The organism is Streptomyces sp. NPDC006314 (assembly GCF_040613075.1).
Classification (GTDB): Bacteria; Actinomycetota; Actinomycetes; order Streptomycetales; family Streptomycetaceae; genus Streptomyces.
This window is the reverse complement of the sequence record NZ_JBEXRL010000008.1, coordinates 132,501-159,130: the sequence shown is the minus strand read 5'-3', so window position 1 is coordinate 159,130 and position 26,630 is coordinate 132,501. Positions and strand designations below refer to the sequence as shown.

24 protein-coding genes and 3 pseudogenes are annotated in these 26,630 nt (G+C 72.6%); 11 read left to right on the top strand and 16 right to left on the bottom strand.

What is annotated here, in order from left to right:
• The first annotated feature begins 163 nt into the window (after nucleotides 1-163).
• Nucleotides 164-496: a hypothetical protein gene (locus ABZ079_RS17005; protein WP_356940220.1), complete on the top strand. Its 333-nt coding sequence runs from the start codon at nucleotides 164-166 to the stop codon at nucleotides 494-496.
• A gap of 169 nt (nucleotides 497-665) precedes the next feature.
• Here ABZ079_RS17005 and ABZ079_RS17000 read toward each other — a convergent pair.
• The 8 genes and pseudogenes from ABZ079_RS17000 to xylB all read right to left on the bottom strand — a co-directional run.
• Nucleotides 666-941: pseudogene (locus ABZ079_RS17000) on the bottom strand (transcriptional regulator); the annotation flags it as partial.
• Between the two features lie 144 nt (nucleotides 942-1,085).
• Entirely contained in the window at nucleotides 1,086-2,609 is a 1,524-nt protein-coding gene (locus tag ABZ079_RS16995) for an aldehyde dehydrogenase family protein (RefSeq protein WP_356940219.1), read from the bottom strand.
• 56 nt (nucleotides 2,610-2,665) lie between these two features.
• Complete coding sequence (locus tag ABZ079_RS16990) at nucleotides 2,666-3,973, bottom strand: GAF domain-containing protein (protein ID WP_356940218.1); 1,308 nt, start codon at nucleotides 3,971-3,973, stop codon at nucleotides 2,666-2,668.
• 157 nt (nucleotides 3,974-4,130) lie between these two features.
• Nucleotides 4,131-4,736 carry an N-acetylmuramoyl-L-alanine amidase gene (locus ABZ079_RS16985; protein WP_356940217.1) on the bottom strand — a complete coding sequence of 202 codons (606 nt, stop codon included), beginning with the start codon at nucleotides 4,734-4,736 and terminating at the stop codon, nucleotides 4,131-4,133.
• Between the two features lie 101 nt (nucleotides 4,737-4,837).
• Nucleotides 4,838-5,186: pseudogene (locus tag ABZ079_RS16980) on the bottom strand (hypothetical protein); the annotation flags it as partial.
• Between the two features lie 84 nt (nucleotides 5,187-5,270).
• Nucleotides 5,271-5,483, bottom strand: coding sequence for a hypothetical protein (locus ABZ079_RS16975; protein ID WP_356940216.1), 213 nt, complete (start codon nucleotides 5,481-5,483; stop codon nucleotides 5,271-5,273).
• Between the two features lie 689 nt (nucleotides 5,484-6,172).
• On the bottom strand, nucleotides 6,173-7,381 hold the full coding sequence (locus ABZ079_RS16970; RefSeq protein ID WP_356940215.1) for an ROK family transcriptional regulator: 1,209 nt from the start codon (nucleotides 7,379-7,381) through the stop codon (nucleotides 6,173-6,175).
• A gap of 28 nt (nucleotides 7,382-7,409) precedes the next feature.
• Complete coding sequence (xylB, locus tag ABZ079_RS16965; RefSeq protein WP_356940214.1) at nucleotides 7,410-8,870, bottom strand: xylulokinase; 1,461 nt, start codon at nucleotides 8,868-8,870, stop codon at nucleotides 7,410-7,412.
• A 155-nt stretch (nucleotides 8,871-9,025) separates the two neighbouring features.
• Between xylB and xylA the strand changes: the two genes are divergently transcribed.
• A complete protein-coding gene (gene xylA, locus ABZ079_RS16960; RefSeq protein WP_356940213.1) occupies nucleotides 9,026-10,192 on the top strand; it encodes a xylose isomerase in 1,167 nt (388 codons plus the stop codon).
• A gap of 647 nt (nucleotides 10,193-10,839) precedes the next feature.
• Here the strand turns inward: xylA and ABZ079_RS16955 are convergent.
• The 3 genes from ABZ079_RS16955 to ABZ079_RS16945 all read right to left on the bottom strand — a co-directional run bounded on the left by ABZ079_RS16955 (nucleotide 10,840) and on the right by ABZ079_RS16945 (nucleotide 15,520).
• Nucleotides 10,840-10,989, bottom strand: coding sequence for a hypothetical protein (locus ABZ079_RS16955; RefSeq protein WP_356940212.1), 150 nt, complete (start codon nucleotides 10,987-10,989; stop codon nucleotides 10,840-10,842).
• 290 nt (nucleotides 10,990-11,279) lie between these two features.
• Nucleotides 11,280-12,638, bottom strand: a complete 1,359-nt coding sequence (locus ABZ079_RS16950; RefSeq protein ID WP_356940211.1) for an SWF or SNF family helicase — start codon at nucleotides 12,636-12,638, stop codon at nucleotides 11,280-11,282.
• Nucleotides 12,635-15,520, bottom strand: a complete 2,886-nt coding sequence (locus ABZ079_RS16945; RefSeq protein ID WP_356940210.1) for a DEAD/DEAH box helicase — start codon at nucleotides 15,518-15,520, stop codon at nucleotides 12,635-12,637. Before ABZ079_RS16945 ends, ABZ079_RS16950 begins: the two co-directional genes overlap by 4 nt.
• 240 nt (nucleotides 15,521-15,760) lie before the next feature.
• Between ABZ079_RS16945 and ABZ079_RS16940 the strand changes: the two genes are divergently transcribed.
• Nucleotides 15,761-15,943 (top strand): hypothetical protein, encoded by a 183-nt coding sequence (locus ABZ079_RS16940; RefSeq protein ID WP_356940209.1) that lies wholly within the window; start codon nucleotides 15,761-15,763, stop codon nucleotides 15,941-15,943.
• Between the two features lie 135 nt (nucleotides 15,944-16,078).
• Here the strand turns inward: ABZ079_RS16940 and ABZ079_RS16935 are convergent, their stop codons facing one another.
• Nucleotides 16,079-16,930 carry a hypothetical protein gene (locus ABZ079_RS16935; protein WP_356940208.1) on the bottom strand — a complete coding sequence of 284 codons (852 nt, stop codon included), beginning with the start codon at nucleotides 16,928-16,930 and terminating at the stop codon, nucleotides 16,079-16,081.
• Nucleotides 16,931-17,071: 141 nt separating this feature from the next.
• Nucleotides 17,072-17,368, bottom strand: coding sequence for a hypothetical protein (locus ABZ079_RS16930; RefSeq protein WP_356940207.1), 297 nt, complete (start codon nucleotides 17,366-17,368; stop codon nucleotides 17,072-17,074).
• A 98-nt stretch (nucleotides 17,369-17,466) separates the two neighbouring features.
• Between ABZ079_RS16930 and ABZ079_RS16925 the strand changes: the two genes are divergently transcribed.
• Complete coding sequence (locus ABZ079_RS16925) at nucleotides 17,467-18,372, top strand: oxygenase MpaB family protein (protein WP_356940206.1); 906 nt, start codon at nucleotides 17,467-17,469, stop codon at nucleotides 18,370-18,372.
• Here ABZ079_RS16925 and ABZ079_RS16920 read toward each other — a convergent pair.
• The gene (locus tag ABZ079_RS16920; RefSeq protein WP_356940205.1) at nucleotides 18,349-18,882 is read right to left on the bottom strand and encodes a PadR family transcriptional regulator; all 534 of its coding nucleotides are present in this window, start codon (nucleotides 18,880-18,882) and stop codon (nucleotides 18,349-18,351) included. The genes ABZ079_RS16925 and ABZ079_RS16920 overlap by 24 nt on opposite strands.
• 110 nt (nucleotides 18,883-18,992) lie before the next feature.
• On the opposite strand from ABZ079_RS16920, the gene ABZ079_RS16915 reads away from it, so the two are divergent.
• Nucleotides 18,993-19,748: an alpha/beta hydrolase gene (locus ABZ079_RS16915; RefSeq protein WP_356940204.1), complete on the top strand. Its 756-nt coding sequence runs from the start codon at nucleotides 18,993-18,995 to the stop codon at nucleotides 19,746-19,748.
• Between the two features lie 12 nt (nucleotides 19,749-19,760).
• Here ABZ079_RS16915 and ABZ079_RS16910 read toward each other — a convergent pair.
• Nucleotides 19,761-20,356, bottom strand: a pseudogene (locus tag ABZ079_RS16910) (class I SAM-dependent methyltransferase).
• A 151-nt stretch (nucleotides 20,357-20,507) separates the two neighbouring features.
• On the opposite strand from ABZ079_RS16910, the gene ABZ079_RS16905 reads away from it, so the two are divergent.
• The 5 genes from ABZ079_RS16905 to ABZ079_RS16885 all read left to right on the top strand — a co-directional run bounded on the left by ABZ079_RS16905 (nucleotide 20,508) and on the right by ABZ079_RS16885 (nucleotide 25,677).
• Nucleotides 20,508-21,281: an MHYT domain-containing protein gene (locus tag ABZ079_RS16905; RefSeq protein ID WP_356940203.1), complete on the top strand. Its 774-nt coding sequence runs from the start codon at nucleotides 20,508-20,510 to the stop codon at nucleotides 21,279-21,281.
• A gap of 47 nt (nucleotides 21,282-21,328) precedes the next feature.
• On the top strand, nucleotides 21,329-24,013 hold the full coding sequence (locus ABZ079_RS16900) for a nitrate- and nitrite sensing domain-containing protein (RefSeq protein WP_356940202.1): 2,685 nt from the start codon (nucleotides 21,329-21,331) through the stop codon (nucleotides 24,011-24,013).
• Nucleotides 24,010-24,447: a roadblock/LC7 domain-containing protein gene (locus tag ABZ079_RS16895; RefSeq protein WP_356940201.1), complete on the top strand. Its 438-nt coding sequence runs from the start codon at nucleotides 24,010-24,012 to the stop codon at nucleotides 24,445-24,447. The genes ABZ079_RS16900 and ABZ079_RS16895 overlap by 4 nt, the downstream gene beginning before the upstream one ends.
• Before the next feature lie 19 nt (nucleotides 24,448-24,466).
• Nucleotides 24,467-24,877: a DUF742 domain-containing protein gene (locus ABZ079_RS16890; RefSeq protein ID WP_356940200.1), complete on the top strand. Its 411-nt coding sequence runs from the start codon at nucleotides 24,467-24,469 to the stop codon at nucleotides 24,875-24,877.
• 197 nt (nucleotides 24,878-25,074) lie between these two features.
• Entirely contained in the window at nucleotides 25,075-25,677 is a 603-nt protein-coding gene (locus ABZ079_RS16885; protein ID WP_356940199.1) for an ATP/GTP-binding protein, read from the top strand.
• Between the two features lie 8 nt (nucleotides 25,678-25,685).
• Here the strand turns inward: ABZ079_RS16885 and ABZ079_RS16880 are convergent, their stop codons facing one another.
• Nucleotides 25,686-26,114: a PPOX class F420-dependent oxidoreductase gene (locus ABZ079_RS16880; RefSeq protein WP_356940198.1), complete on the bottom strand. Its 429-nt coding sequence runs from the start codon at nucleotides 26,112-26,114 to the stop codon at nucleotides 25,686-25,688.
• Between the two features lie 91 nt (nucleotides 26,115-26,205).
• On the opposite strand from ABZ079_RS16880, the gene ABZ079_RS16875 reads away from it, so the two are divergent.
• Entirely contained in the window at nucleotides 26,206-26,619 is a 414-nt protein-coding gene (locus ABZ079_RS16875) for a roadblock/LC7 domain-containing protein (protein WP_356940197.1), read from the top strand.
• The last annotated feature ends 11 nt before the right edge of the window (nucleotides 26,620-26,630 follow it).

Sequence of the window (26,630 nt, the reverse complement as noted above, 5' to 3'; positions counted from 1 at the left end):
GCCCGCCTGCGGACCGTGCCGGCCCGCGGCTGGCGGCTCACCCGATGGCACCGCCGTACCGGAATCCGAGGACGGCGGGGCACGGCGGTGGCACGCGGCTCAACCGGCGTTCCTCGCGCCCGCACGTCGGCACGGGCAGGACGGGGCCAGGGCACGGACGGGCATGAGCCGGGTGGCCTTCTGCCAACAGATCGCCCGCCGACCCGAGTTGCTGGACCCGGACGTGCAGGACACGTACGTACGGCACGGACGGCTTCGCTCCTGGGCCGGAGCCCTCGCCTACACCGTCGCCGGGCTCCTGGGGGTGTTGATCGCGCCGCTGCTGGAGGTTGCGGTGTTCGTCATGCTCCCCGTCTACTACTTCGTCACCACGAAGGCCTGCCCGGCGGCCGGGACGGCTCCGCCTGACACGGGACGCGCACACCCGCGCGAGGGGCCGTGTCGTGCGAGCGCTGGCCTCTTGGATCAGCTGAGCCGCAAGCCGTTGACGCCCTGAGAGGTGCGGAGATTGCGCCACTCGAGAGGAGAGTGGCCGTAGAAGCTGCGCTTTCCTCCAGCCGGCGTCGCTGTGGGTGGAGGTGACCAGCGCCGCCAGGAAGGGCATCAGCACCGAGCCGATCCCTTTCTGCCGTGTCGATGACGGTGCCGGTGATCCGGCGAATCTGTTCGTCCGGCAGGCCCACTACCCGGCGGGGCAGGTGGAGGACGCGGGCGGAAAACCGTTCCGGGTAGTTCAGGGAGTACGGCCGGGTCGTGTCGTACACCACGATGTCCCTCTCGCCGACGGGGACGTGGCGGCCATCCTGGATTAGGGTCGCTGTGCCTTGCATCTGGACGCTTACGGCCACGAAGTCCTCGGTGGAGCGTGCGATGTGTGCCGAGGTACGGCTTGCGCGCTGTGCGTCCGCCTCGATGGCGGAGACTCTGAAGTACGCAGGCAGTCGGTGACGATCCGGGCGGCGATCGGGCCGTCGCCCCGCGGTGTGACGGTCATCGGCGGCCGACGCCGTCGTGGCTTCGCTGTCTGGCCGGGTGAGGGGCGCCTCACGGGCGAAGGTCCGGTCCAGGCGCCCCTTTTCGTGTGCTCAGAAGAAGCCGAGCTTCTTCGGTGAGTACGACACCAGGAGATTCTTCGTCTGCTGGTAGTGCTCCAGCATCATCTTGTGCGTCTCGCGGCCGATTCCGGACTGCTTGTAACCGCCGAACGCCGCGTGTGCGGGGTAGGCGTGGTAGCAGTTGGTCCACACGCGGCCCGCCTGGATCGCGCGGCCTGCGCGGTAGGCGGTGTTCATGTCCCGGGTCCACACGCCCGCGCCGAGGCCGTACAGCGTGTCGTTGGCTGTTGTGACGGCGTCGTCGAAGTCGTCGAAGGAGGCCACCGAGACGACCGGGCCGAAGATCTCCTCCTGGAAGATGCGCATGCGGTTGTCGCCCTCGAAGATGGTCGGCTGGACGTAGTAGCCGCCCTTCAACTCGCCGTCGTACTCGACGCGTTCCCCGCCCGTGAGGACCCTCGCGCCTTCCTGCCGGCCGATGTCCAGGTAGGAAAGGATCTTCTCCAGCTGGTCGTTGGAGGCCTGGGCACCGATCATCGTGTCGGTGTCGAGGGGGTGCCCCGGCTTGATCAGCCGGGTGCGTTCGACCGCCGCCTCGAGGAACTCCGCGTAATGGCCGCGCTGGATCAGTGCCCGCGACGGGCAGGTGCAGACCTCGCCCTGGTTGAGCGCGAACATCGTGAAGCCCTCGAGCGCCTTGTCGCGGAAGTCGTCGTCGTGCGCCCACACGTCGTCGAAGAAGATGTTCGGCGACTTGCCGCCGAGTTCGAGGGTGACCGGTTTGATGTTCTCCGAGGCGTACTGCATGATCAGCCGCCCCGTCGTGGTCTCCCCGGTGAACGCGACCTTCGCCACCCGCGGACTCGACGCCAGCGGTTTGCCCGCCTCCACACCGAAGCCGTTGACGACGTTCAGCACGCCCGGCGGCAGCAGGTCCCCGATCAGGCTCACCCAGTGGTGGATGGAGGCCGGCGTCTGCTCGGCGGGCTTGAGCACGACCGCGTTGCCCGCGGCGAGCGCCGGCGCGAGCTTCCACGCCGCCATCAGGATCGGGAAGTTCCAGGGGATGATCTGCGCGACGACACCGAGGGGCTCGTGGAAGTGGTACGCCACCGTGTCGTCGTCGATCTCGCCCAGCGATCCCTCCTGCGACCGGATCGCCCCCGCGTAGTAACGGAAGTGGTCGATCGCGAGCGGGATGTCGGCCGCCAGTGTCTCCCGCACCGGCTTTCCGTTCTCCCAGCTCTCGGCGACCGCCAGGGGCTCCAGCTGCGCCGCCATGCGGTCGGCGATCTTCAGCAGGATGTCGGAACGCTCCGCCACCGACGTACGGCCCCACCCCGGCGCTGCCTCGTGCGCCGCGTCCAGCGCCCGCTCGACGTCCTCCGCGGTGCCGCGCGCGATCTCGGTGAACGGCTGCCCGTTGACCGGCGACGGATTCTCGAAGTACCGCCCGCGCAGCGGTGGCACGTACTCGCCGCCGATGTAGTGGTCGTAGCGCGCCCGGTAGGAGACGATCGCGCCTTCGGTGCCCGGCGCCGCGTAACGAGTCATGCTGGTCTGCCTCCCGGTGCGGGGCTGCCCGCCGTAGGACAGCTCTCGGCCCGAGGCTAGGCAGACGGACGTTGCGGGTACGTTGCGCCGCAGGTCCGCGCCGCTGTCCGGCCGGCCGGTACTCTCAGCTCCGCCTCCAGCGCTGCGAGCCGGGCCCGCACCGGTGCCGTGGGGCGCACCGCCGCCAGCGCCCGCCACACCTCGACGTCGTCCTCGCCCCACGCCGCGTGCGCCCAGTCCGCCAGCAGGTCCGGGTCGCGGTGCGCGATCAGAGCCGTCCGCAGTCCGTCGGCGAGACGATCCCGCAGCCGTACGATCGCCGGTGCCTGCGAACCGGGCAGCAGTGGGCCCGTGTACGCCTCCGCCGCCGCCGTGAGCGCACCCGCCTCCAGCCGCCGCTCCACCATGGTGGAGTCCGAGTCGACCGCCGCCGTGAGCCGGTACGGCCGTGAGGCGAGCAAGCCCGGGCCCAGCGACCTGCGCAATCGGGCGAGTTCGGCACGCAGGGTCACCGGGGTCACCGACTCGTCCGCGTACAGCGCGCACAGCAACTCATCGCCGGTCAGCCCCTCGGGATGCCGGGACAGCGTCACGATGATCTCGCTGTGCCGGCGGCTGAGTCTCATCCGCCGCCCGGCCAGGACCAGTTCCGCCTCGTCCCGGCCCAGCGCGCTCAGCAGCGGCGTGTCCGCGGCGAGGCGCGGTGGGGCGAGCAGGGCGAGTTGTGCCTCGGCGGCTCGCGCCACCGCCTGCACGAAGCCGAGGCTGTGCGGATGCGCCAGCCCGTCCCCACCGGTGATGTCCACGGCGCCCAGCACCCGGCCCGTCCGCGGATCGTGCACGGGCGCGGCCGCACACGTCCACGGCTGCACCCGCCGTATGAAGTGCTCCGCGGCGAACACCTGCACCGGCCGGTCCACGGCGACCGCGGTGCCCGGCGCGTTGGTGCCGACCGCGGTCTCCGACCAGCGCGCCCCCGGCACGAAGTTCATCCCGTCCGCCCGGCGCCGGGTCGCCGCGTGCCCCTCCACCCACAGCAGCCTGCCGTGCGCGTCGCACACCGCCAGCAGATGCTCGCCGTCGGCGGCGAAGGTGCCCAGCAGCTCCCGGACCAGAGGCATCACCCGGGCCAGCGGATGCTCCGCGCGGTAGGCGCCGAGGTCGCCGTCGGTCAGCTCCACGCTGGCGGTGCCGTCCGGCCCGACGCCGGCCCGTGCACTGCGCCGCCAGGAGTCCGCGACCACCGACCGCACCGGGCGCGGCACCGTGCCCACCGTGGTGAACGTCTCGTGCGCCCGGCGCAGCACGCGGACGCGCTCGGCGGTGTCGGCCCCCGGCTCCAGGGCCACCCACGGATCGGTCAACTCGGACTCCTGGACGGTGAGAGGGCGGTGCTGCGGAGGGGACCATCGTCACTGGCAGTGTTCGTGCGGACAACCCGTTCGACGTCGGTTCGCCCTGGGCTCGGCGGCGTCCCCGACTTCGTTGCCATGTCGGCTCGGCGGTCGGACCGGCGGTGGGCTAGGCGAAATTGACGAGCCGGATGTAACGGACCCAGTCCCAGTTCGGCCCCGGGTCGGTGTGATCGGTGCCCGGCACCTGGTAATGGCCGATGATGTGCTCCCGGTCCTTGGGGATACCGTACTTGGCGCAGATCGCCGCCGTGAGCCTCGCCGACTGCTCGTAGAGGGCGTTGGTGAAGGAGGCCGGCTGGGCCACCCACCCCTCGTGCTCGATACCGATGCCGCGGGTGTTGTACTCCCAGTTGCCCGCGTGCCAGGCGATGTCTTTCTCGTGCACGCACTGCGCGACGTGTCCGTCCGCGGAGCGGACCAGGTAGTGCGCGGACACTTTCTTCTGCGGGTTCTTGAAGATCGCCAGCGTGCCGGTGTACGTCTCCTGCGAGACGTGGATGATCACCCGGTCGATGACATGGCTGTACGGGCGGTCGGACGTCGTGTAGTTGGCGGTGCTCGCCGGCTGCCACTCGGCGGGTGGGTAGTCGACGGCCGCGGTCTGCGCATCGGCGCGTGGGTCGGGGAGCAGCGCGTAGGGAACGGCGGCCAGTGCCGCGCCCTTCAGGAGCCGGCGTCTGCTGAAGCGCGGCGTCGGGCGGTCCGTGTCCATCGTGGGGGTCCTTTCGGGAGTCAGGGGGCGGGACCGTCGACAGGCTGCGGGACTGTCGGGGCTGTGGGGAGGGAGCGCTTCGGGCGGGTACGGGGGAGACGTCAACCGCGCAGCGCTCGGGCGGTTTCCCGCACCCGCGCGGGAACATTCCGGCAGGTCTCCCGTGCGGGCAGCCACTCCTTGCGGAGCCTGGCCACGCACGTGTAGTCGGGATCGCACACGCTGGCCGACGGTGATCCGACGGCCTGGGTCGCGCATTGGTACGCGTTCAGCTCACTGAACCCGTAGTCGCGCACCAGCCACCGCACCTCGATGTCACTGTCCTGCGCCTGGAACAGGGCGGTGCGCCGCGCGCGGTCCCTGCCAGGACCAGACCCGCTCTGGCAGCGGTGGTTGCAGGGAGGCCGTGGCGTGTGGGGAGGTGAGGGCACCGAGGAGGGGGACCGTCGTGGGGACGGTGCCGAAGCGGGCCGAGGTGCGGACGCCGAGGCAGCCGCTCACGGCGGTCATGAGGGCACCCGCCAGGGAGCACGGTCACCACAGGTCCGCCGGAGACGGGGACCACTCCTCGTGCGGCATGCCCGCGGTGGTGAAGCCCGGCTGCAGGAGCAGCAGCGGTGGGACGAGCATCTCCACGAAGACCCGAGCCCGGCCGACGGGGGAGCCGACGGCCGGATGCAGGCCCGCGCCACGTACGTGGCGACCGAGCCGGCCGCGGGCAGCTCCCGCGCCGGCTCGGCCACGCATGAGGCGGTGAACAGGCAGGCGGCCAGGGAGACCAGCACCGCCGGCAGGCTGCGGGCGGAGAAGGCGGCACCGGACGGAATCGACGCTGCCACCGCGGCGGCCGGCGCCATCGCCGTGATGCGCTGGAAGAGGACCTCGCGTAACCCGATGGTGTCGCGCCGCGGTGCCCCGGTCGTCGTCTCCCCGTGCATCTGTCCCCCGATCCGTGTCAGCCGGCCGTCACCCGTCGTGTGCGGATACCCCTCGTTCCGCGGGCACCCGCCGACCGTGACGGCCCGGCGGTCGCGCCTCGTGCAAACACGGTACGACTCGGGTGGATTGGGCAGAAGAGCACATCGCGGTTCCGTGGACAGCCCGCCACCTGTGGACAACTGGGCCACCCGTTCCGGTGGTTCCGGGTCCGTCATCCCGCGTGCTGACGTGGCGTCAGGCGGGGTGCCGGGGGGCCTCAGCCCGGATCCCGGCGCAGTATCATGCCCAGCCGCAGGTACACCGCGCTCCTCGCTCGCGCCGCGTCGCGCAGTCGGCCGGCGCGGAACGCCCCAAGGCGAGCTGCGGCCCGCCCAACTCGTCGTGGCCCGCGCGACTCGTCGATCGCCGAGAAGCCGCGCCGGCCGTGCTCCGGGCTCAGCCGTGCGCGGGGTGCCGTGCTCCGGGCTCAGCCGTACGCGGGGTGTCGGGCGGAGCGGTCAGGATCGTTCCACCACGACCGCCGGGTCGTCCAGTACGGATCGCACCACCGAGTGCGCCGCGCCCAGCAGCGGTCCCTCCGGGCCCAGCCGGGACACCGCCACCGGGCAGGCCGGGCCGGCGGTGCGGCCGGTCAACTCCGCATCCAGCGACGGCAGCAGCCAGGGTGAGAGCCCGGCCAGGGCCCCGCCCAGGACCACCGTCTCGGGGTCGAGCAGGTTCACCGCCCCGGTCAGGGCTATGCCGAGTGCCGTACCGGCGTCCCGCAGGGCCGCCCGTACTCTCTCGTCGCCCTCCTCGGCCCGCTCCGCCAGCTGCCGCACCAGGTCCTCGCGCGGCTCAAGTCCCGCGGCGCGTGACACCGCCTCCTCGCCGGCGTACTGCTCGAGACACCCGCGGCCGCCGCAGGGGCAGGCGAGCCCGTCCGGCCGCACGGGCACGTGCCCCAGCTCGCCCGCGAACCCCCGGGTGCCGCGTAGCAGCGCGCCGTCCACGACGACCGCGGCCCCGATGCCGATCTCGGCCGACACGTGCAGGAAGTCCCGCGGAACGCCGTCACCGAGCCACAGCTCGGCCAGCGCACCGAAGTTGGCCTCGTTGTCCACGGTCAGCGGCCATCCACCGGGCAGCAGGCCGCCGAGGTCCGTGTCGCGCCAGTCGAGGTTCGGGGCACGGACGACCGTCCGTCCGTCCCGGGCCACCAGCCCGGGAACGGCGACCGCGAGCCCGGCGGGCCAGAGGTCCTCCCGCTCGGCCCGCGCGACGACCCGGCGGATCAGCGCCGTCAGTTCCCCGATCACCGGCCCGGGCGCCCGGCCCCGGTTGGCGCCGTGCCGCACGGCCCGGGCGCGGACCGCGCCACGCAGGTCGACCACGCACGCCGCGAGGTGATCGACACCGATCTCCGCCCCGATCCCGGCCGGACCGCGGCCGCTCACCGCGAGGGCCGACCCGGGCCGCCCCACCCGGCCCGGCCGCTCCGGGCCCAGTTCCTCCAGCAGCCCCCAGCGGATCAGCTCGTCGACCAGCGTCGACACCGCCGCCCGCGTCAGACCGATGCGTGAGGCGACCGCGGCCCGCGACAGCGAACCCTCGGCGCTGACGGCGTGCATCACCCGGGCGAGGTTGCGCCGGCGCATGGCCTGCTGGGTGTCCGGCAGGGCGCGGCCGGTGCCTGCCCGGCGGGCCTCGTGCAGCGGTGCGGTCATGCCTCCGTCAACCTTCGATGTCTGCCGCTCAGCTCTGTGTGTGCGGCCGGGCTTCGGTCCCCCGCTCCAGCAGCGGGGCCGCGTCGGAGAGTACCCCGGTGATCCGGTCCAGCGTCTCCCCGTCCCGCTCCACGGCCTCCAGCACCGGGCCCGCGGCCGTGTTCCAGCGGCGGGCCACGGCCGCCGGGTCCTCCCCGGTCAGCAGTCCGGCCGCCTGCGCCGCCGCCCCCAGGGCGACCAGTTCCCCGGCCTCCGGCACCTGCACGGGCCGCCCCGACAGGCGGCGCACGGTCTGCTGCCAGGCCGTGCCCCGGGCCCCGCCACCGATCAGCAGCAGCGGGGTGCTGCGGTCGGCGTCCCCGTCGAGGACCAGGTCGAGGGCCCCGAGCAGCGCGTGCACCGCGCCGTCGTACGCGGCCTGCAGCAACTGGCCCGCGGTCGTGTCGTGGCGCAGCCCGTGCAGCAGGCCGGAGGCGCTGGGCAGGTCCGGGGTGCGTTCGCCGTCCAGGTACGGCAGCAGCGTCACCGAGCCGCCCGGCTCCACGGCCTCACGGTCCAGGCCCAGCAGGGTCGCGACGCGGTCCACGGCGAGGGTGCAGTTCAGCGTGCAGGCCAGGGGCAACCAGTCACCGCGCGCGTCGGCGAACCCCGCCACCGTGCCGGTCGGATCGGCCGGACGGCGCTTGGAGACCGTGTACACCGTGCCGGACGTACCGAGACTGAGCACCGGGGTGCCGGGCCGCAGCCCGAGCCCCAGCGCCGCCGCCGCGTTGTCGCCGGTACCGGGCGCCACCAGCGTGCCCTTGGAGAACGGCAGGTCATGGTTGTCACGGACGGTACCGGCCACCTCGCCCGGGCGCACCACCCGGGGCAGCGCCGCCGGGTTCAGTCCGATGTGCGCGAGGGTCTCCTCGTCGTACGCTTCCCTGCCCGACGCCCACCAGCCGGTGCCGGAGGCGTCGCCGCGGTCGGTGGTGCCCTGCCCGGTCAGGCGCTCGGTGAGGTAGTCGTGGGGGAGCCGGACCGCCCGGGTCGCACGGACCGCCTCCGGCTCGTGCTCGGCCAGCCAGGCCCACTTCGTGACCGTGAACGAGGCCCCCGGCACGCTGCCGGTGCGCTCCGCCCAGGCCCTGGGGCCGCCCAGCTCCTCCACCAGACGGCGGGCCTGCGGGGCCGACCGGACGTCGTTCCACAGCAGTGCGGGACGCACCGGCTCGCCGTGCTCGTCCAGGGTGACCAGGCCGTGCTGCTGGCCGCCGATCGACACCGCCGCCGCCTCGTGCGCCGCGTCACCGCACTGGCGCAGCGCCTCGCACAGGGCGTCCCACCACTGACGCGGATCGCTCTCCCGGCCCGAGCCGGAGGACACCGTGTGCGGCGCCTGGCCGCTCGCCACCACCTGCCCGGTGGCCGCGTCGACGACCAGCGCCTTCGTGGACTGGGTGGAAGTGTCCACGCCGACGACGAGCGGACCCTCGGCTGCTGACATCGGGCTCTCCTCCTCCGCGGCTCTGCGGGATGTGCGGTGGGCTGTCGAAGACACCTTGTTGTCGAAGACATCTTGTCTCTTCCCAGCGGTGCGTCCGCATACTAATTTGTAAACGGCCATGACGAAATGGTCGTTTCGCAGCGAGGAGCCGCGGTATGAGCTACCAGCCCACCCCCGAGGACAGGTTCACCTTCGGCCTGTGGACCGTCGGCTGGCAGGGAAGGGACCCGTTCGGCGACGCCACCCGCCGCGCCCTCGACCCCGTCGAGACGGTGCAGCGCCTGGCCGGACTGGGCGCCTGCGGAGTGACCTTCCACGACGACGACCTGATCCCCTTCGGCTCCTCGGACACCGAGCGCGAGTCGCACATCAAGCGGTTCCGCCAGGTCCTGGACGCGACCGGCATGACCGTCCCGATGGCCACCACGAACCTCTTCACGCACCCCGTCTTCAAGGACGGCGCGTTCACCGCCAACGACCGTGACGTGCGCCGCTACGCGCTGCGCAAGACGATCCGGAACATCGACCTCGCCGTCGAGCTGGGCGCGAAGACGTATGTCGCCTGGGGCGGTCGCGAGGGCGCCGAGTCCGGTGCTGCCAAGGACGTACGCGCGGCCCTGGACCGCATGAAGGAAGCCTTCGACCTGCTCGGCGAGTACGTCACCGCGCAGGGCTACGACATCCGCTTCGCCATCGAGCCCAAGCCGAACGAGCCCCGCGGCGACATCCTGCTGCCCACCGTCGGTCACGCGCTGGCCTTCATCGAGCGCCTGGAACGCCCCGAGCTGTACGGCGTCAACCCGGAGGTCGGTCACGAGCAGATGGCCGGGCTCAACTTCCCGCACGGCATCGCGCAGGCCCTGTGGGCGGGCAAGCTCTTCCACATCGATCTCAACGGCCAGTCCGGCATCAAGTACGACCAGGACCTGCGGTTCGGCGCCGGCGACCTGAGGGCAGCCTTCTGGCTCGTCGACCTCCTGGAGAGCGCGGGGTACGAAGGGCCTCGTCACTTCGACTTCAAGCCGCCGCGGACCGAGGACCTCGACGGCGTGTGGGCTTCGGCGGCGGGGTGCATGCGCAACTACCTCGTCCTGAAGGAGCGTTCGGCTGCCTTCCGCGCCGACCCGGAGGTGCGGGAGGCACTGCGCGCCGCGCGCCTGGACCAGCTGGCCCAGCCGACCGCGGCCGACGGTCTGCAGGCCCTCCTCGCCGACCGTGCCGCCTTCGAGGACTTCGACGTGGAGGCGGCCGCCGCACGCGGCATGGCCTTCGAACGGCTCGACCAGCTGGCGATGGACCACCTGCTGGGGGCGCGGGACTGACCGCCACACGCGCGGGGGCAGCCGTTCGCGCACACCAGGTGTGTAAGGGCCGGGAGTGGCACGATCACCTGCCGCTCCCCGGCCCTCCTGCGACCCGCTCCTCCATCCAGCCGACCCGGCCCTCCTGCGCCCGACCGGCCGAAAGCCCGGCCGTCGGGTCTCCGTCACAGCCCCCTTGGGCAGCCGGATGCACGTCACGGCCGTCTTGATGCCGCTGACGACCAGGCGGCCCTGGGCGTCGCACGCGCCCGCGCCGTCGCTCGTACCGGAGTCGTCGTCGACGAGGGGGAGCGTGTCGCGGTCCACGCGCGCGATGCCCTCGGTCTTCCCCGGCACCCCGTCGGCCTCGCCCGACCACCAGCCGCTCGGCCGGCACCGGCCCGCCCTGTGCCGCGAGCTCGTCCAGCTGCTCCGGCTACGGAGACGCCGTGTCGTCGTCTCACGGGCCGCCGAGGATGTCCGCCTTGCACTCGAGCCCGACCAGGGCAGCCGGGCCGCCTTGTCCGTGCGCTCCTCGACGAGCAGCCGGTCACCGGCCACCGCCACCGCCGACGAGATCTCCGGTTCTCAGGTGTCGTCCTCGCTCGGTCCGAACACGTTCACCGGTCGAACTCCGACGCCACCCGCCTTCACCCCGTGGTCGTCGGTCATGCCGCCGGCAGCAGCGCGTCGCTGGACGCGTCGAGCGGGATCTCGCCGAGGGCCGCCGTGCGGATCACGCGGGCATTCCCGGACGCCGCCGCCGTGGCCGTCCCGGCGGCCACGAGGACGGCGGCCAGGGCCAGGGGCAGACTCATGGCGACGGAACGGTGCACACGGCGCCGGCCGGCGGCATGCGGGGACACCGGGCCTCCTGGTGGCGAGCTCATCGGCAGCGGCCAGGTTTCGGCCCCAGAGACGCCGCACGACAGCGGGGTGAGAGCGCGCGTCCGCCGCTCATCGGATCGTGCGGAGGCCGCGGTCATCGCGTCATCGCGTGTGCGTGGCGAGACTGCGCGAGACCGCGGTAACGCCGTCCGCGACTGCGTGCGGACCGCGGTAACACCGTGCGGACCGATGGCGGCGTACGGACGGCGGTCACGGCCGGTCAACACCCTCGGAGTCCTCCGGCGGCGGCGACCGCATCGGGGCCGACCGCATCCGGGCCGACCGCATCCGGGTCGGCCTCATCCGTGTCGAGAACGTCCTCGTCGAGCCGCGCCGATGCCACGGCCGTCGCGGGATCGCCGCCCGGTCCGGCCGCGGGGACCCAGCGGCCACCCTCGTCGCGGTACGGCCACCAGCGGCCGTCCCTGCCGAGCCGCAGCTGAACCCCTTCGTCCAGGAGGGTCCACCGATTGCCGCTCCTGCGGAACGACGGCCGCTCGTCAGCCTCCCAGGCCGCTTCCACGGCCGCACGCGCGCGTGCCAGTACCACGTCCTCCACCTGCCACTCCTCGTCGAGTACGGCCAGGGCGGGCCCGCCACCGGCCCGCCAGGCGCGGACAGCCGTCGCCAGCCCCTCGCGACCGCGCCCCGATCCAGCGGCGAGCCGCTCGGTCACGGCGTCGGGCGGCGTACCGCAGGCCAGCCGTACGGCGTCCTGGGCGGTCGTCACGCCGGTGCCGTCCCGCGCATCGGAAGACAGCGCCTGCGTCAGTAGCCGGTATGCCTCCGCGGCGGTGCGGCCCGCCAGATGTTCCAGAGCCGCGGGATCGATCCCGGGCGCCGGTGGCGTGTCGGTGTCGAGGGACGGCGGTGTGCCAGGCGCTGGCGGGAGTCCGGGCAGCTCGGGTAGCGGAGGGAGGAGGTCGGTGGCCGCCCATGCCTCGGCCGCGTCCACACCCTCCGCTTCGGGCGCGCCGGGGACCGGCCTCGGCGCGGTACCGCGCACGTGGAGCTCCGCCAGGAACGCGTCCTTCGCCCGACCGCGCACCAGCAGGAGCAGAAACGGATCCTCGTCCAGCAGCCGCGCCACCTGGTGACACAGCGCGGCGGTGTGTCCGCAGTGGTCCCATGTGCCGCAGTCACACTCGGGGTCCAGCTCGCCGAGGCCCGGCAGGAGTTCGATCCCGCTCACCGCCGCGTCCTCGATCAGATGGGGCGGCAGCTCCCGGTCCAGGAGTGCGGCCATGTGCCCGGCCTGCTCCACGGCCAGATCCAGGAACCGCCCCCACTCCTCCGCGGACAGCTCCGGCACCAGCACGTCGGCCCGGTGCGCCGCACCTCCCCGGTCGCGTACGACGGCGGTGACCCGGCCCGGCCGCACAGTCACCGCGCCCACGCCGCCCGCGCGTGCGAGCCTGCGTCCCGCCTTGACCGCCGCCGCGTCCAGAGCCGCGTCCTCCAGGGCCCGCAGCCATGCGCGACCCCACCAGCTCTGCGCGAAGCCACGTCCGTGCACGGGTGGCAGCGCGGCGAACGTGAGCCCCGCCTCGCGGTCGTGTTCGTCTCCGTAGCGGCTCATCGCGCCTCCCCGCGCAGTTCCACCAGTGCTGCCAGTTCCGCGTCCGTCAGCTCCGTCAGTGCGGCCTCGCCGGTGCCGAGCACCGTCTCGGCCAATTCCCGCTTGCGGCCGAGCATCTGCGCGATGCGGTCCTCCAGGGTCCCCTCGGCGATCAGCCGGTGCACCTGCACCGGGCGGGTCTGCCCGATGCGGTATGCCCGGTCGGTGGCCTGCGCCTCGACCGCCGGATTCCACCAGCGGTCGTAGTGCACGACATGCTCGGCGCGGGTGAGGTTCAGACCGGTCCCGGCGGCCTTGAGCGACAGCAGGAACACGGGGACCTCACCGTCCTGGAAGCGCCGTACCATCTCCTCGCGCGCGGCGACGGGGGTCCCGCCGTGCAGGAGCAGCGAAGGCACCCCACGGGCCACCAGGTGCCGTTCGAGCAGGCGGGCCATGCGCACGTACTGCGTGAAGACCAGCACACCCGAACCCTCCGCGAGGATGGTGTCGAGCAGTTCGTCCAGCAGCTCCAGCTTCCCCGAGCGCCCGGTGAGCCGCGGGCCGTCCTCCTTGAGGAACTGCGCCGGGTGATTGCAGATCTGCTTGAGGCCGGTCAGCAGCCCCACGATCAGCCCCCGCCGGGCCATGTCGTCGGCGGCCGCGATCCGGTCCAGCGTCTCGCGGACCAACGCCTCGTAGAGAGCCGCCTGTTCAGGGGTCAGGGCAACCGGATGATCGGTCTCGGTCTTCGGGGGCAGCTCGGGGGCGATGCCGGGGTCCGACTTGCGCCGCCGCAGCAGGAACGGCCGGACGAGCCGCGCGAGCCGTTCGGCGGCGGCGGGGTCCCGGCCGCCCTCGACCGGCTGCGCGTACCGCGCGCGGAAGGTACCGAGGCGGCCGAGCAGACCGGGGGTCGTCCAGTCGAGGATGGCCCACAGTTCCGTGAGGTTGTTCTCCACGGGAGTGCCGGTGAGCGCCACGCGCCCGCGTGCGTCGATGGAACGCAGGGCCCGCGCGGTCGCCGAGTAAGGGTTCTTCACGTGCTGTGCCTCATCGGCCACCACCATGCCCCAGGGCACCTCGGTGAGCCGCCCGGCGTCCAGGCGCATCGTGCCGTATGTGGTCAGGACGAACTCCCCGGCCGTCACGGAGCCGAGGTCACGGCCGGGGCCGTGGAACCTGCGCACCGGCACGCCGGGAGCGAAGCGCTCGATCTCGCGCTGCCAGTTGCCGAGCAGGGAGGCCGGGCAGACCACGAGCGTGGGACCGGCCGCCGAGGCATCCGTCTGCCGCTGCAGATGCAGCGCGATGAGAGTGATCGTCTTGCCGAGACCCATGTCGTCGGCGAGGCAGCAGCCCAGACCGAGAGAGGTCGTGCGGGCCAGCCAGTCGAGGCCGCGCAGCTGGTAGTCCCGCAGCACGGCGGCCAGGCCCGCCGGTTGTTCGACGGCCCGCGCCGTCTGGGCATCCGTGAGGCGCTCCCGGAGCCCGTCCAGCCATCCCGTGGGCCGCACCTCGACCTCTTGGCCGTCGACCTGTGCCGAGCCCGTCAGAGCGGCGGCCAGCGCCTCTACGGGAGCGAGTGAGCGGTCCCGCCGGGTCCGGGCGCGATGCGCCTCGCGCGGGTCGACCAGTACCCATCCGTCCCGCAGCCGCACCAGGGGACGCTTGGCCTCAGCGAGCCGGTCCAGCTCCTCCCGGGACAGCTCCCGCCCGCCCAGCGCGAACCACCAGCCGAGCGTGACCCTGGCCCCCGCCGACAGGAACGACGACGGTGCCGAGGTGTCCCCTGGCGCGGCCGTGCCGTCGTCCGGCGGGCCGACCGTCGCGTGGACGGTGAGGTCACGCGCCAGCTCCTTCGGCCAGTGCACCTCGACGCCCGCAGAGGCCAGCGCCCGCGCACCATCGCCCAGGAGTTCGGCGATCTCGTCGTCGGCGAGGTCCACCGTGTCGGGGACGGCGGCCGAGAGCAGAGGCGTCAGCGGTGGCCAGGCCCGGGCCGCGCGGCGCAGCGCCAGCAGGGCGTCCGCACGCGCGCGCGGACCGAACGCGTCACGGGGACCGGACGCGTCGTGCGAGGCCGCACCGGTCCACAGGGCGGCCGCATCCCTCACGTCCATGGCCCCGCTCAGTCCGTGCGCCTGGAGCACCGCACGGAACCGGACCGGAGTGTCGTCCTGCTGGGCCCCGTCGTCGAGACCGGATGCCTCCACCCGCAGTGACAGCCGCACGCCCGCGTCGTGGCCGGCGGCGATGTCGTCGGCCCACGCCCGCAAGGCGGGCAGCCGCTGCGGCTCGGGCGCCGCGTACGCGGGGCCGCCGGTCACCATGGCGGCGGCGGGGGACCGCGGAAGTACGTCGGCGACCGCGTCCAGGAAGGCGCGCAGCAGTCGCTCCGGATCGGGCAGCAGGTGCGGACCGTCGGCCGTGAGCGGCACGGCATGCGCCTCAGGGGGCATGGCGGCGGCGAGACCGCGGACCAGCTCAGCGTCGCGCGCCGACAGGGGCCCGACCCGCCAGGCGTCGTTGTCGCCGGGGGAGAGGCCGGGCAGGAGCAGGCCGCGCGCCAGGAAGTGCAGGGCCAGCAGCCGGGCCGTACCCCAGAAGACGGTGGACCGGTGTCCCTGCGGCAGCTCACGCGCGTGCGTGAGCAACGGAAGCGCGTTGTGCACGGGCAACAGGAGAGCCGGCGTACGGAACCGCTCGACTTCGCCGTCAGCCGTGGGGACGACGACGTCCAGGTCTGTCATGGAGCCGTTCGCGACGACGGGAGGAGCCTCGCCGCCCGGTCGCCAGAACGCCAGCCGGCCCGTACGCGCGGGGTCGGCGGGCAGGAACACGGCGCGACAGCGGGCCAGTTCGGACAGCTCGGAGGGTGGTGCCGTGGGGTTCCTCTGCACAGTTCCGCCGCACTCCTCAAATTTGACTACCTGTTCGGGGTTGTCGAGGGTACAGCACGGTGAGACGGAAACCTCGGGCCGAGCCCGTGATCCGGACCACAGCCCCCGCTGCTCCGGTGGTCGGCGGCACCCTTAGGGGCCGTGCCTCAGGGGCGTCTCAGGGGCGGCGTCCGGAACCGCCGGGAGCGGGGGACCGTTCTCAGAGCAGAGAGCGGCAGTGGCCGTGAAGGAGGGACGCTCATGTCCAAGAACGCGAAGATCGCCGTGGGCGGCGTGGCGGTCGGGCTCATCCTGCTGATTTGGCTGCCCTGGTGGGTGGCGTTCTTGATCGTGGTGGGGGTTCCGATCGCTGCTTACCTGGCGCTGGAACCCGGACAGCGGCGCCGGCTGCGCAGGATCGGCCGCAAGGAATTGGGCCGCTGACGCGACGACGTACGGCCGGGAACGCTCGCCGAGGCGCCTGAGCGGCCCGCCGAGCCTTCGGAGACCGCGGCTTGGGGAATGCGGCTCCCGGGGGCTCGCGTGGGCCGCGCCCTCCTCCGTTCACGCGGGCTTTACTCAGAGGGGCCGTACGGCCAGCTTGTCGAGAGCCTCCAGCAGGCTCGGCAGCTCGGCGCCCCGGCCGATCGGCAGAACCTCACCGGGCTCCTCGTCGAGCAGGACGAACGCGATGTCGTCGGTGCGGGCCACGATCGACCAGCCCGGGCCGTCGGCGCGCAGCGTACGGGCGTCGCCCGGGGCGAAGGACGAGCGCACCCGGCCGAGCGGCGGCGGCGCGTCGAGGTAGGCGCGCGCCTCCGCGAGTACCCGCCGGACACCCCGATGGCCGCCATTCGGCGCGTTCCCCTCGTCCTCCGATGCGGGCTCCGCCGGTTCCGAGGACTGCGCCCGCTCACCCGGCACGGAGAAATCGGCGTCGTCGATCTGCTCCCGCCACGCGGCCCACTGCAACGCGATCTCGTCGGCGCCGAGCCGCCGCTGGGCGGGCCCCCAGGAGCCGGTGTCCGGCGGGCTGAGCGGGGGCTGGTCCGCCGCCTCGGGCGGGGGATCGTGCGGCGCGGGGACACCGGGTGCCGCTACCGCGACCGACAGGGGCCAACCGGGCAGAGCGGTCACGACCGCGCGCTCGTCCGGCGACAGGTCGTACTCCATGCCGCAGTCCCAGGATGCGATCGCCACGGCCACCAGCGAGACGTCGTCGATGACGACCGTCCAGCGAGCGCCTTCGCCGTCCTGGCCCAGCACCAGGCCGTACCCGTCGGCGCGGGGCGCCAGTCCGAGCGCCGCGCATGCCTCCGGGTAGTCGTCGCCCAGCACGCTCGGGAACTGCGCCGGCGTCAGCAGCACCGCCGTCAGCACGTACAGCGCATCGTCCGCGGCGGCGACGGCCTCATCGTCCGTCCCAGCCATCCCTGCCTCCCCAGTGGTTCGTCCATCGGCGCGCACCCTAGTGCGAGGAGGAGGTCCTTGTCACGACTCCGCGCACCGCGCGGAGCTGCAGGTTTCCGCCTGGACGGGGGCGAAACGACCACAGCGGGCGAGCGGTGTCCCTCAGGCCGCGGGCAGCCCGAGAAGGTCTCGGGCCACAGCCGCGGGCGACTCGCCGCGCTCCCGTGCCAACGCGACGACCGCCCGGCAGGCCAGTTCGCTCACTCCGAAGGCCAGTGCCTCCGGCGACACCCAGGCCGCCGCCTCCTCGCCCCGGTCCTCGTCGTCCTCCGCACGGGCTACCACATAGACGGCCGCCGCATCGAACAAGTTGTGTGCGCGCCTCTCCCGAGCGCCCGCCGGCTGCGCGCCCTTGGAAACGCGGAGTGCGGCGGCGAACTTACGGATCATGTCGAACACGGGTACCACCCTTTCTCCTGAAGGAGGTCAGTGCGATCGCTCATCCACCGCTCTCCAACGTAGAGTTGCAGCTTCGACGGCAGTAGGGGGAGGACGCGGTGAAGCGCTTCGAGCGGCTGGGGCACATCCGCCGGCTGGACCCGGTGGCGGACGCGCTGGAGATCTACCGGCTCAGTGTGGCGTTCGAATTCCCCTGGGACTACGCACGCGCCCTGGAGCTGGCCCTCTACCGCACGTACGCCGTGCCGAGCGTCGGGCGGCTGCTCGCGCAGACGGCGGAGCTGACCGAGCGCACGCAGAAGCGGTACGACGACACCGCGCTACTCCTCGACACCGTCATGGAACACGGCTTCACCGCCGAGGAGGGCCGTACCGCGATCCGTCGCATCAACCAGATGCACCGCAGTTACGACATCAGCGACGACGACATGCGGTACGTACTCAGCACCTTCGTGGTGATACCCCGACGCTGGATCGACACCTACGGCTGGCGGCGGCTGTCCCGGCACGAGATCGTCGCCTCCACCGAGTACTACCGCACCCTCGGCCGGCACATGGGCATTCCCGCTCTCCCCAGCACCTACGAGGAGTTCGAAGCACTTCTCGACGCCTACGAGCAGGCCCACTTCGGCTGGGACGAGCAGGCCCGGCACGTCTCCGACGCCACCCTCGGCCTGATGGTCTCCTGGTATCCACGCCCCTTGGCGCCGCTGCTGCGCACGGCGACGCTCGCCCTGCTCGACGAGCCGTTGCTGCGCGCCTTCCGCTACCCGTCGCCCGGCGCGTCCACCTCCGCGTTCGTGCGCCGCGCCGTACGGACGCGCGGCCGGCTCGTCCGGCTTCTGCCGCCGCGCCGCACGCCGCACTTCGCACGGCAGAACTGGGAGATCAAGGGCTACCCGAACGGCTACCGTGTGGCCGACCTGGGCACCCACCCGGTCCCCGGGCTGCGGGCCTGCCCGGTGCGGCACCGGGACGCCTCAGCGGCCGACCCCTTCGAGTGACGCGAGGGTGTCGCGCAACCAGGCGAGTTCGGCCCGGCTCGTGGCCCGCGCGATGGTGAGGGCACCACGCCGGAACGGGTCGTCCAGCTCCTCCGCGCGCAGCGGCCGGTCGCCGTCGTAGAAGAAGCTCGCCGGTTCCTCCAGGAAGGCCAGCCGGCGTCGCAGTACGGCCGCCTGAGCGGCGGTGTCGTCCAGGTGCCGCAGGAACGCGAGCAGGGTGAACCACTGGTTCTCGTCGGTGATCTCGCGCTGCGCGGGTTCGGTGAGCCGGCGCTTGAGCTCGTGGCCGCCCTCCTCGGTCAGCCTCAGCACATGGCGCGGCGCGGCCACGGCACCGGGCTCGGGTGTCCGTACCAGCAGGCCGGCCTTCTCCAGGCGTTTGATCGCCGGGTACAGCGTGCTCTCGGCGACGGGCCGTACGTGGCCGGTGAGCGCCGCGATGTGACGGCGCAGGACGTAGCCGTGCAGCGGGGCGTCGTACAGGAAACCGAGGATGGCGAGCTCGAGCATGGCCTCATTCTCTCCCAGGGAGAGGTACCCCGATGCTTCGGTACCTCATTTTCGCTATACCTCGTGACCGAGGTATAGTCTGTGGCGCCACACGACATCAGGGGGGCGCGGTGAAGCAGGCCGTATTCGACAGCGAGGGAAGCCGTATCCGTTGGACCGAGGTGCCCGGTGCTGAGTCCGCGCGTGTGTATCTGCACGGGCTCGGATCGATGTCCGCCGTGTACCACGCGCACATCGCGGCCCGCCCCGAACTCGCCGGCAGACGCAGCCTCTTCGCGGATCTGCCCGGACACGGCATCAGCGACCGGCCCCGGGACTTCGGCTACACGCTGGAGGAGCACGCCGACGCGGTCGCCGTCGCCCTGGACGGAGCGGGAGTCGCCGGCGCCGAGCTGATCGCGCACAGCATGGGTGGTGCCGTCGCCATCGTGCTGGCGTACCGGCGGCCCGACCTCGTCTCCAGGTTGGTCCTCACGGAGGCCAACCTCGACGCCTTCCCGCCGCTCACCGCCGCCAGCAGTGGAATCGCCTCCTACGGAGAGGACGAGTTCGTCGAGAAAGAGCACGCGCGCGTGCTGGAGGCCGTCGGCCCGCTGTGGGCGGCCACCATGCGACTGGCCGACCCGCGCGCCCTGCACCGCAGCGCCGTCGGCCTGCGCCGGGGCACGAGCCCCGTGATGCGCTCGATCCTGGAGGAGCTCGCCGTGGAGCGCGTCTACCTCCAGGGGGAGCGCAGCGGGGAACTGGAGGGCAGGGAGAGCCTGGAAGCCGCCGGGGTGCGGGTGGTGACGGTGCCCGGCGCCGGGCACAACGTGATGTTCGACAACCCCGACGCCTTCGTGGCGGCCGTCACCGGAACGGGCTGACCCGCCCAGCCGTCAGTTCTCGCGCACCGCGACCGCGAGGAAACGGGTGTCCTCGTCGGTGTACGACGTCATGCGCCATCCCGCTCGGGCCAGGAGGGGGCCGAGGTTGGCCTCGGCGCGCAGGTCGTCCGGCGTGATCTGCCGGCCCTGACGTGCCGCCAGGGCAGCGCGGCCGATGGGATGGAACAGCGCGAGCGTGCCGTCCGGCCGCACCACGCGGGCCAGTTCCCGCAGGTTGTCCACCGGGCGTGGCAGGTGTGCGATCAGGCCGGCCGCGAAGACGGCGTCCAGGGACCCCGACCGCAGCGGCAGCGCGGCCACGTCCGCGAGCAGCAGCCGCCCGTCCCGGGCCCGGCCCGCACGGCGGCATCCAGCATCGCCGGCGTCAGATCGGCACCCAGCACCACCCCGGACGGGCCCACGGCGGCACGCAGGGGCGGCAGGGCGCGCCCCGTGCCACAGCCCGCGTCCAGCACGCGGTCGCCGGCCCGCAGCCCGAGGCCGGCGACGGCGGCCGCGTAGGCGGGACCGTCATCGGGGAACCTGCTGTCCCAGTCGGCCGCCCGGACGGTGAAGAACTCCTGGACATGTGTATGGACATCGCTCATGTTCGGCATGATCCCTCACCGTCACGAGGGATGTCTGGGTGCGCATGTTCGAGCGGGACGCGATCATTCCGTCGCATCTCTGTGTCATATTCCAACAGCTTTCGAAATGCGCCCCTTTGTGCGCCCCTGCCCCGGCTAGCGTCCCGGGGCCATGGGACACCTGGACCACGCCGCCTTCGGCTGGCTGACCCCCGTGCTGTCGTACCTGATGGCCTGCATAGCGGCCGCACTGGGGCTGCGCTGCACCGTCCGCGCGCTCACCGCCACCGGCCGCGCGCGCCGCAACTGGCTCGTCACCGCGGCCTCCGCGATGGGGACGGGCATCTGGACGATGCACTTCGTGGCCATGCTCGGATTCCGCGTCAGCGGCACCGACATCCGCTACGACGTGCCACTGACCATCCTCAGCCTCCTCGTCGCCATGGTCGTCGTCTGCGCCGGCGTCTTCGCCGTCGGCTACAGCCGCGACCGCAACCGGGCTCTCCTGCTCGGCGGACTCACCACCGGGCTGGGCGTCGCCAGCATGCACTACCTGGGCATGGCGGCGGTCCGGTTGCACGGCCACGTCCGGTACGACCCCGTCCTCGTCGGACTGTCGGTGCTGATCGCGGTGGTGGCGGCGACGGCCGCCCTGTGGGCCGGACTCAACATCAAGTCACCTCTCGCGGTCACCGTCGCCTCCCTGATCATGGGCGCGGCCGTCAGCAGCATGCACTACACCGGGATGTTCGCGGTGAGCGTGCGTGTGAACCCCTCCGGTGAAGCCCTCTCCGGGGCCACGGCGATGCAGTTCATCTTCCCCCTCGCCGTCGGCCTCGGGTCCTACCTGTTCATCACCTCGGCCTTCGTCGCCCTTTCGCCCACGGCCGACGAGCGCGAGGCGTCCGCCTCCGCCCAGCGGCCCCTCGAGAGCGTCGCCCGCTAGCGGGAGCCGGCCCGAGCGCCCCGACCCACGTCCCGAGCGAGGAGGCCATGCGCCCACCCCGTACACCCGAGAAAGCCGGCTCCCCGGCGAACCCCCCGCGCGGCCGCCGTGCACACGCCGGCCCGCCGGCGCAGGAGGGCATGGACCGCCCCGTCGGCATACCGCCGGCCACGGCACGCGTGCGGGGGAGCCGCCGGCACCTGCGCCCACGGACCGTGCGTGCCAAGGTGGTCAGCCTCCTGATGGTGCCCGTCGTCTCCCTGCTCGCCCTCTGGGCCTACGCCACCGTCAGCACCGCCCAGGACGTCGCCCGGCTGCGCCAGTCCCAGCGGGTCGACGCGGAGCTGCGCACCCCGGTGGCCGCGGCCGTCGCCGCGCTGCAGGCCGAGCGCAGCACAGCCGTGCGCTACGCCGGTGCCCCGGGCACCGGAGACCGCGGCGACCTCGCAAGACTGGCGACCCGCACCGACCGGGCCGTGGCCAAGCTGCGGCTCGGCGACGACAGCACGGTCGCCGACAGCCAGGAACTGCCCGCCGGTGTCTCCGGGCGCCTCGACGCCTTCGTCGCCGGCGCCGAGCACCTCCGCACCGTGCGGACGGCCGTACTGGACCACAAGGCCGGCTGGGACGAGACCTACGACCAGTACACGAGGACCATCGGGGCGGCCTTCGCCGTGGACGGCGCCCTCACCGGCGTCCAGCAGGCCGATGTCGGCTCCGACGCGCGCGTACTGCTCGAGTTCTCCCGGGCCGGCGAGTCCCTGGCCCAGGAGGACGCCGTCCTCGGCAGCGCGCGGACCGGCGGTGGCCTGGAGGGCGAGCGGCTGCGACGGTTCGGCTCCGCCGTCGCCACACGCCGTGCCCTCATCGAGGCGGCCGTCACCGATCTGCCCGCCGCCCAGCGCGCCGCCTGGCGCGAGCTGGCCACCGGCCACTCCTACACCGTCCTCGACGCAGCCGAGGACAAGATCCTCACCGCCGAACCGTCCGACGCGGCACCGCGAGCCGCCTGGAGCGCCCCCTACGCGCGCGTGCGGGACGGAATGCGGACCATCGAGGCGGACACGGGCAGGGCCGTCGCCGGCCGTGCCGACCCGGTCGCCCGCGGTCTGCTCAGCCCGGCCGGAGCCGCCGTGCTCCTCGGCCTCGCCGCAGTCGCCGCCTCGCTCGTCATCTCCGTCCGGATCGGCCGTGCGCTCGTGGTCGAACTCGTGAGTTTGCGCAATGACGCCCTGGAGATCGCCCGACGCAAACTCCCGGACGCGATGCGGAAACTGCGCGCGGGCGAGGAGATCGACGTCCAGGCCGAGGCGCCCGCCGGACCACCTGCCGAAGACGAGACCGGCCAGGTCGCGGAAGCCCTGACCACCGTGCACCGGGCCGCGCTGCGCGCCGCCGTGGAGCGCGCCGAACTGGCCAGCGGCATCTCCGGAGTCTTCGTCAACCTGGCCCGCCGCAGCCAGGTACTGGTCCACCGCCAGCTCAGCCTCCTGGACAGCATGGAGCGCCGCTCCGACGACCCCGACGAACTGAGCGACCTGTTCCGCCTGGACCATCTCACCACCCGGATGCGCCGCCACGCCGAGAGCCTGATCATCCTCTCCGGCTCCGCCCCCGGCCGGGCCTGGCGCATGCCGGTGTCCCTGACGAACGTCGTTCGCGCCGCCGTGTCGGAAATCGAGGACTACGCGCGCGTGGAGGTACGCCGGCTCCCCGAGGCGTACGTCATCGGAGCGGCGGTCGCCGACCTCACCCATTTGCTCGCCGAACTGGTCGAGAACGCAGCCCAGTTCTCACCGCCGCACACGCGCGTGCACGTCACCGGGGAACCCGTGGGCAACGGCTACGCCCTGGAGATCGAGGACCGGGGACTCGGCATGGGCGCCGACACCCTCGCCGAGGCCAACCGGCGCGTCGAACAGTCCGAGACCCTCGACCTGTTCGACAGCGACCGGCTCGGACTGTTCGTGGTCAGCAGGCTCGCCTCCCGGCACGACATCAAGGTGCGTCTGCGGACCTCTCCCTACGGAGGGACCACCGCCGTCGTTCTGTTGCCGACCGCCCTGCTGCACAGCGGCTCGGCGGAACGTTCTTCCCGGCGGGGCGAGCAAGCCGGTCGCGAGGAGGCACCCGCCTACGCGCGCGTGCCCGGCGAGGCCCCGCCCCCGGACGCCTTCGCCGCACCGTCGGACCGGCCCGCCCTGGCGGGCACCACGCCCGGCCCGCACAGCACCGCGACCACGCCCGGCCCGCACAGCACCGCTCCCGAGCCCGGCCCGCACAGCACCGCGACCACTCCCCGCCCACACGGCACCGCTGCCGAATCCGGCCCCTACCGCATCCCCACCGAGCCCGACCCCCACCGCATCCCCACCGAGCCCGACCCCCACCGCACCGCGACCGGCCCGCATGGCACTCCGAACGACCCCCCGCCCCCCGGAGTCACGGCCTTGAGGCTGCACCGCCCCCCGAGCGACTCAGAGTCCTCCGACGACCTCCCGCGCCGTGTACGCCAGGCGAGTCTCGCCCCCCAACTCCGCCATCAGCGGACCGAAGAGCCCGCGTCGACTCCGGTACGGCGCGGCGACGACCGGCGCACCCCCGAACTCGTACGGGACCGCATGGCGGCCTACCGCGACGGCTGGGCGCGCGGCGGCGGTCGCCGGCCCGGCCGCGGCGCCGCCCCGGAAACCGAATCGGGCAGTCACAGCAGCGAAGGAGACCCGGCATGATCCAGGACCCGAACCCGAGGGCCGGCCAGCGATCCGGCGAACTGGACTGGCTGCTCGACGACTTGGTCATGCGGGTCAGCGAGGTACGGCACGCCGTCGTACTGTCCAACGACGGCCTGGCCATCGGCGCCTCCACCGGTCTGGCGCGGGAGGACGCCGAGCACCTGGCCGCCGTCGCCTCCGGCTTCAACAGCCTGGCCAAGGGGGCGGGGCGGCACTTCGGGGCGGGTGGTGTACGCCAGACCATGGTCGAGATGGACGACGCGTTCCTCTTCGTGGCCGCCGCCGGCGATGGTTCCTGCCTCGCCGTGCTCACCGCCGTCACCGCCGACATCGGCCTGGTCGCCTATGAGATGGCGCGCCTGGTCAAGCGGGTCGGCGAGCACCTCTACACACCGCCGCGCGTCGCGGCACAGCCGCCCGCCGTCGGATGAGCCGGAGAAGGCGGCACCGATGACCGAGAACCCGACCGGCGGCCCATGGGAGCCGGGCAGCCAGTGGTACGACGGCGAGGCCGGGCCCCTGGTCCGCCCATACGCCATGACGGGTGGCCGCACCCAGCCCGGGCCGACCGGTGTGCGCTTCGACCTGATCGCGCTCGTCACCCTCGACCCCGCCGGACCGGAGCCCGACGACACAGGGCTCGGCCCCGAACACCGGACCCTGATCGAGCTGTGCCGCACGGAGACACAGTCCGTCGCTGAACTCGCCGCGGACGCCGACCTGCCCGTCGGCGTGGTCAGGGTGCTCCTCGGGGACCTCCTGGAACTCGGCTGTGTGACCATCAGCCGCCCCGTGCCGCCGGCACACCTGCCCGACGAACGGATCCTGCGAGAGGTCATCGACGGATTGCGAGCGCTGTAGATGAACGTTCGGAAACCGCCATGCACCTCGCCGCCTCCCGAACCGCACGGGTGGTGCAACCGACCGAGTGCGAATCGGTCACATCAGGTGCCTTTCGGCCCAACCGCCCAGACGGGTGCCCCGGTTGTCATGCTGCAGGCTTCACCCCCGGAGCACCCAGACCCCGACCGCAGCCGGCCCTCCCGAGAGAAGTGATCATGGTCTCCGAGCACTCCGACGCCGCCGGCGACACCTCCGCCCTGGCGCTGAAGATACTGGTCGCCGGCGGATTCGGGGTCGGCAAGACCACCCTGGTCGGGGCCGTCAGCGAGATCCGGCCGCTACGCACCGAGGAACTGCTCAGCGAAGCCGGTCAGCTGGTGGATGACACCGACGGCGTGGACCGGAAGGTCACCACGACCGTCGCTATGGACTTCGGGCGCATCACCATCCGCTCCGGCCTGTCCCTGTACCTCTTCGGCACCCCCGGACAGGACCGCTTCTGGTTCCTGTGGGACGAGCTGTCCCAGGGCGCGCTCGGTGCCGTGGTCCTCGCGGACACCCGGCGCCTGGAGGACTGCTTTCCCGCCGTCGACTACTTCGAGCACCGGCGCATCCCGTTCGTCGTGGCCGTCAACTGCTTCGCGGGAGCCCGCAGCTACGGTGCCCACGACGTCTCGAGGGCCCTCGACCTGGACCCCGGCACACCAGTGGTCCTGTGCGACGCGCGCGACCGGGACTCCGGCAAGGAGGTGCTGATCCGGCTCGTCGAGTACGCCGGGCGGATGCACACCGCCCGGCTCCTGGACTCGGTCGGCTGACCCGCCGCTCAGGCCGCCAGATTCTTCACGGCGACCACCTTGTCGATGGTGACGCGGACCAGCAGCTCACCCGGAACGCCGTTGCGGGCGCCGTACTCCTCGGCGCGGTCCTCGCCCATGTACCGGGCGGCGATCCGGGTGGCCCACAGGCGTACCTCATCCAGGTCCTCCGACAGTCGTGCGCGACCGTTGAGCACCACGAAGTGGAACGGCGGCCGGTCGTCGTCCACGCACAGCGCCACCCGTCCGTCACGCGACAGATTGCGCCCCTTCACGGTGTCCTTGCCGGTGTTGAAGACCAGTTCGCCTCCGTCCAGCAGGAACCAGATCGGCGCCACATGGGGGCTCCCATCGGCGCGAACGGTGGACAGCTTGCCGGTGCGGGTGCCCTCCGAGACGAACGCCCGCCATTCCTCGTCGGTCATCTTGCCTGCCATGCCCCCATCCTGCTTGCCCGGACGCCGGTCGTGGGGAAGGCTGGCGGAGGGTTCCTCCTGTCAGGGGGAGACGTCACACGGGGAGACGGACATGGCGCAGAACCAGGGACTCGGGTGGCTCCTGGACGATCTGACCGAGCGGGTGGACCATGTGCGGCACGCGCTGGTCCTGTCGAACGACGGGTTGGTCACGGAAGCGAGTACGGGTCTACGCCGCGAGGACGCCGAGCATCTGGCCGCCGTGGCATCCGGACTGCACAGCCTGGCCAAGGGGTCGGGACGCCACTTCGGTGCGGGCACGGTACGCCAGACCATGATCGAGTACGACGATGCCATGCTGTTCGTGACCGCGGCCGGCACCGGTAGCTGTCTGTGCCTGCTCAGCGGAGCCGAGGCCGACATCGGACAGATCGCCTACGAGATGACCCTGCTGGTCAATCGCGTCGGTGAACACCTCGGAGTCGATACCAGACAACCCGAGCAGGCTCCCATCGCAGACCGCTGACCCGCGGTTTT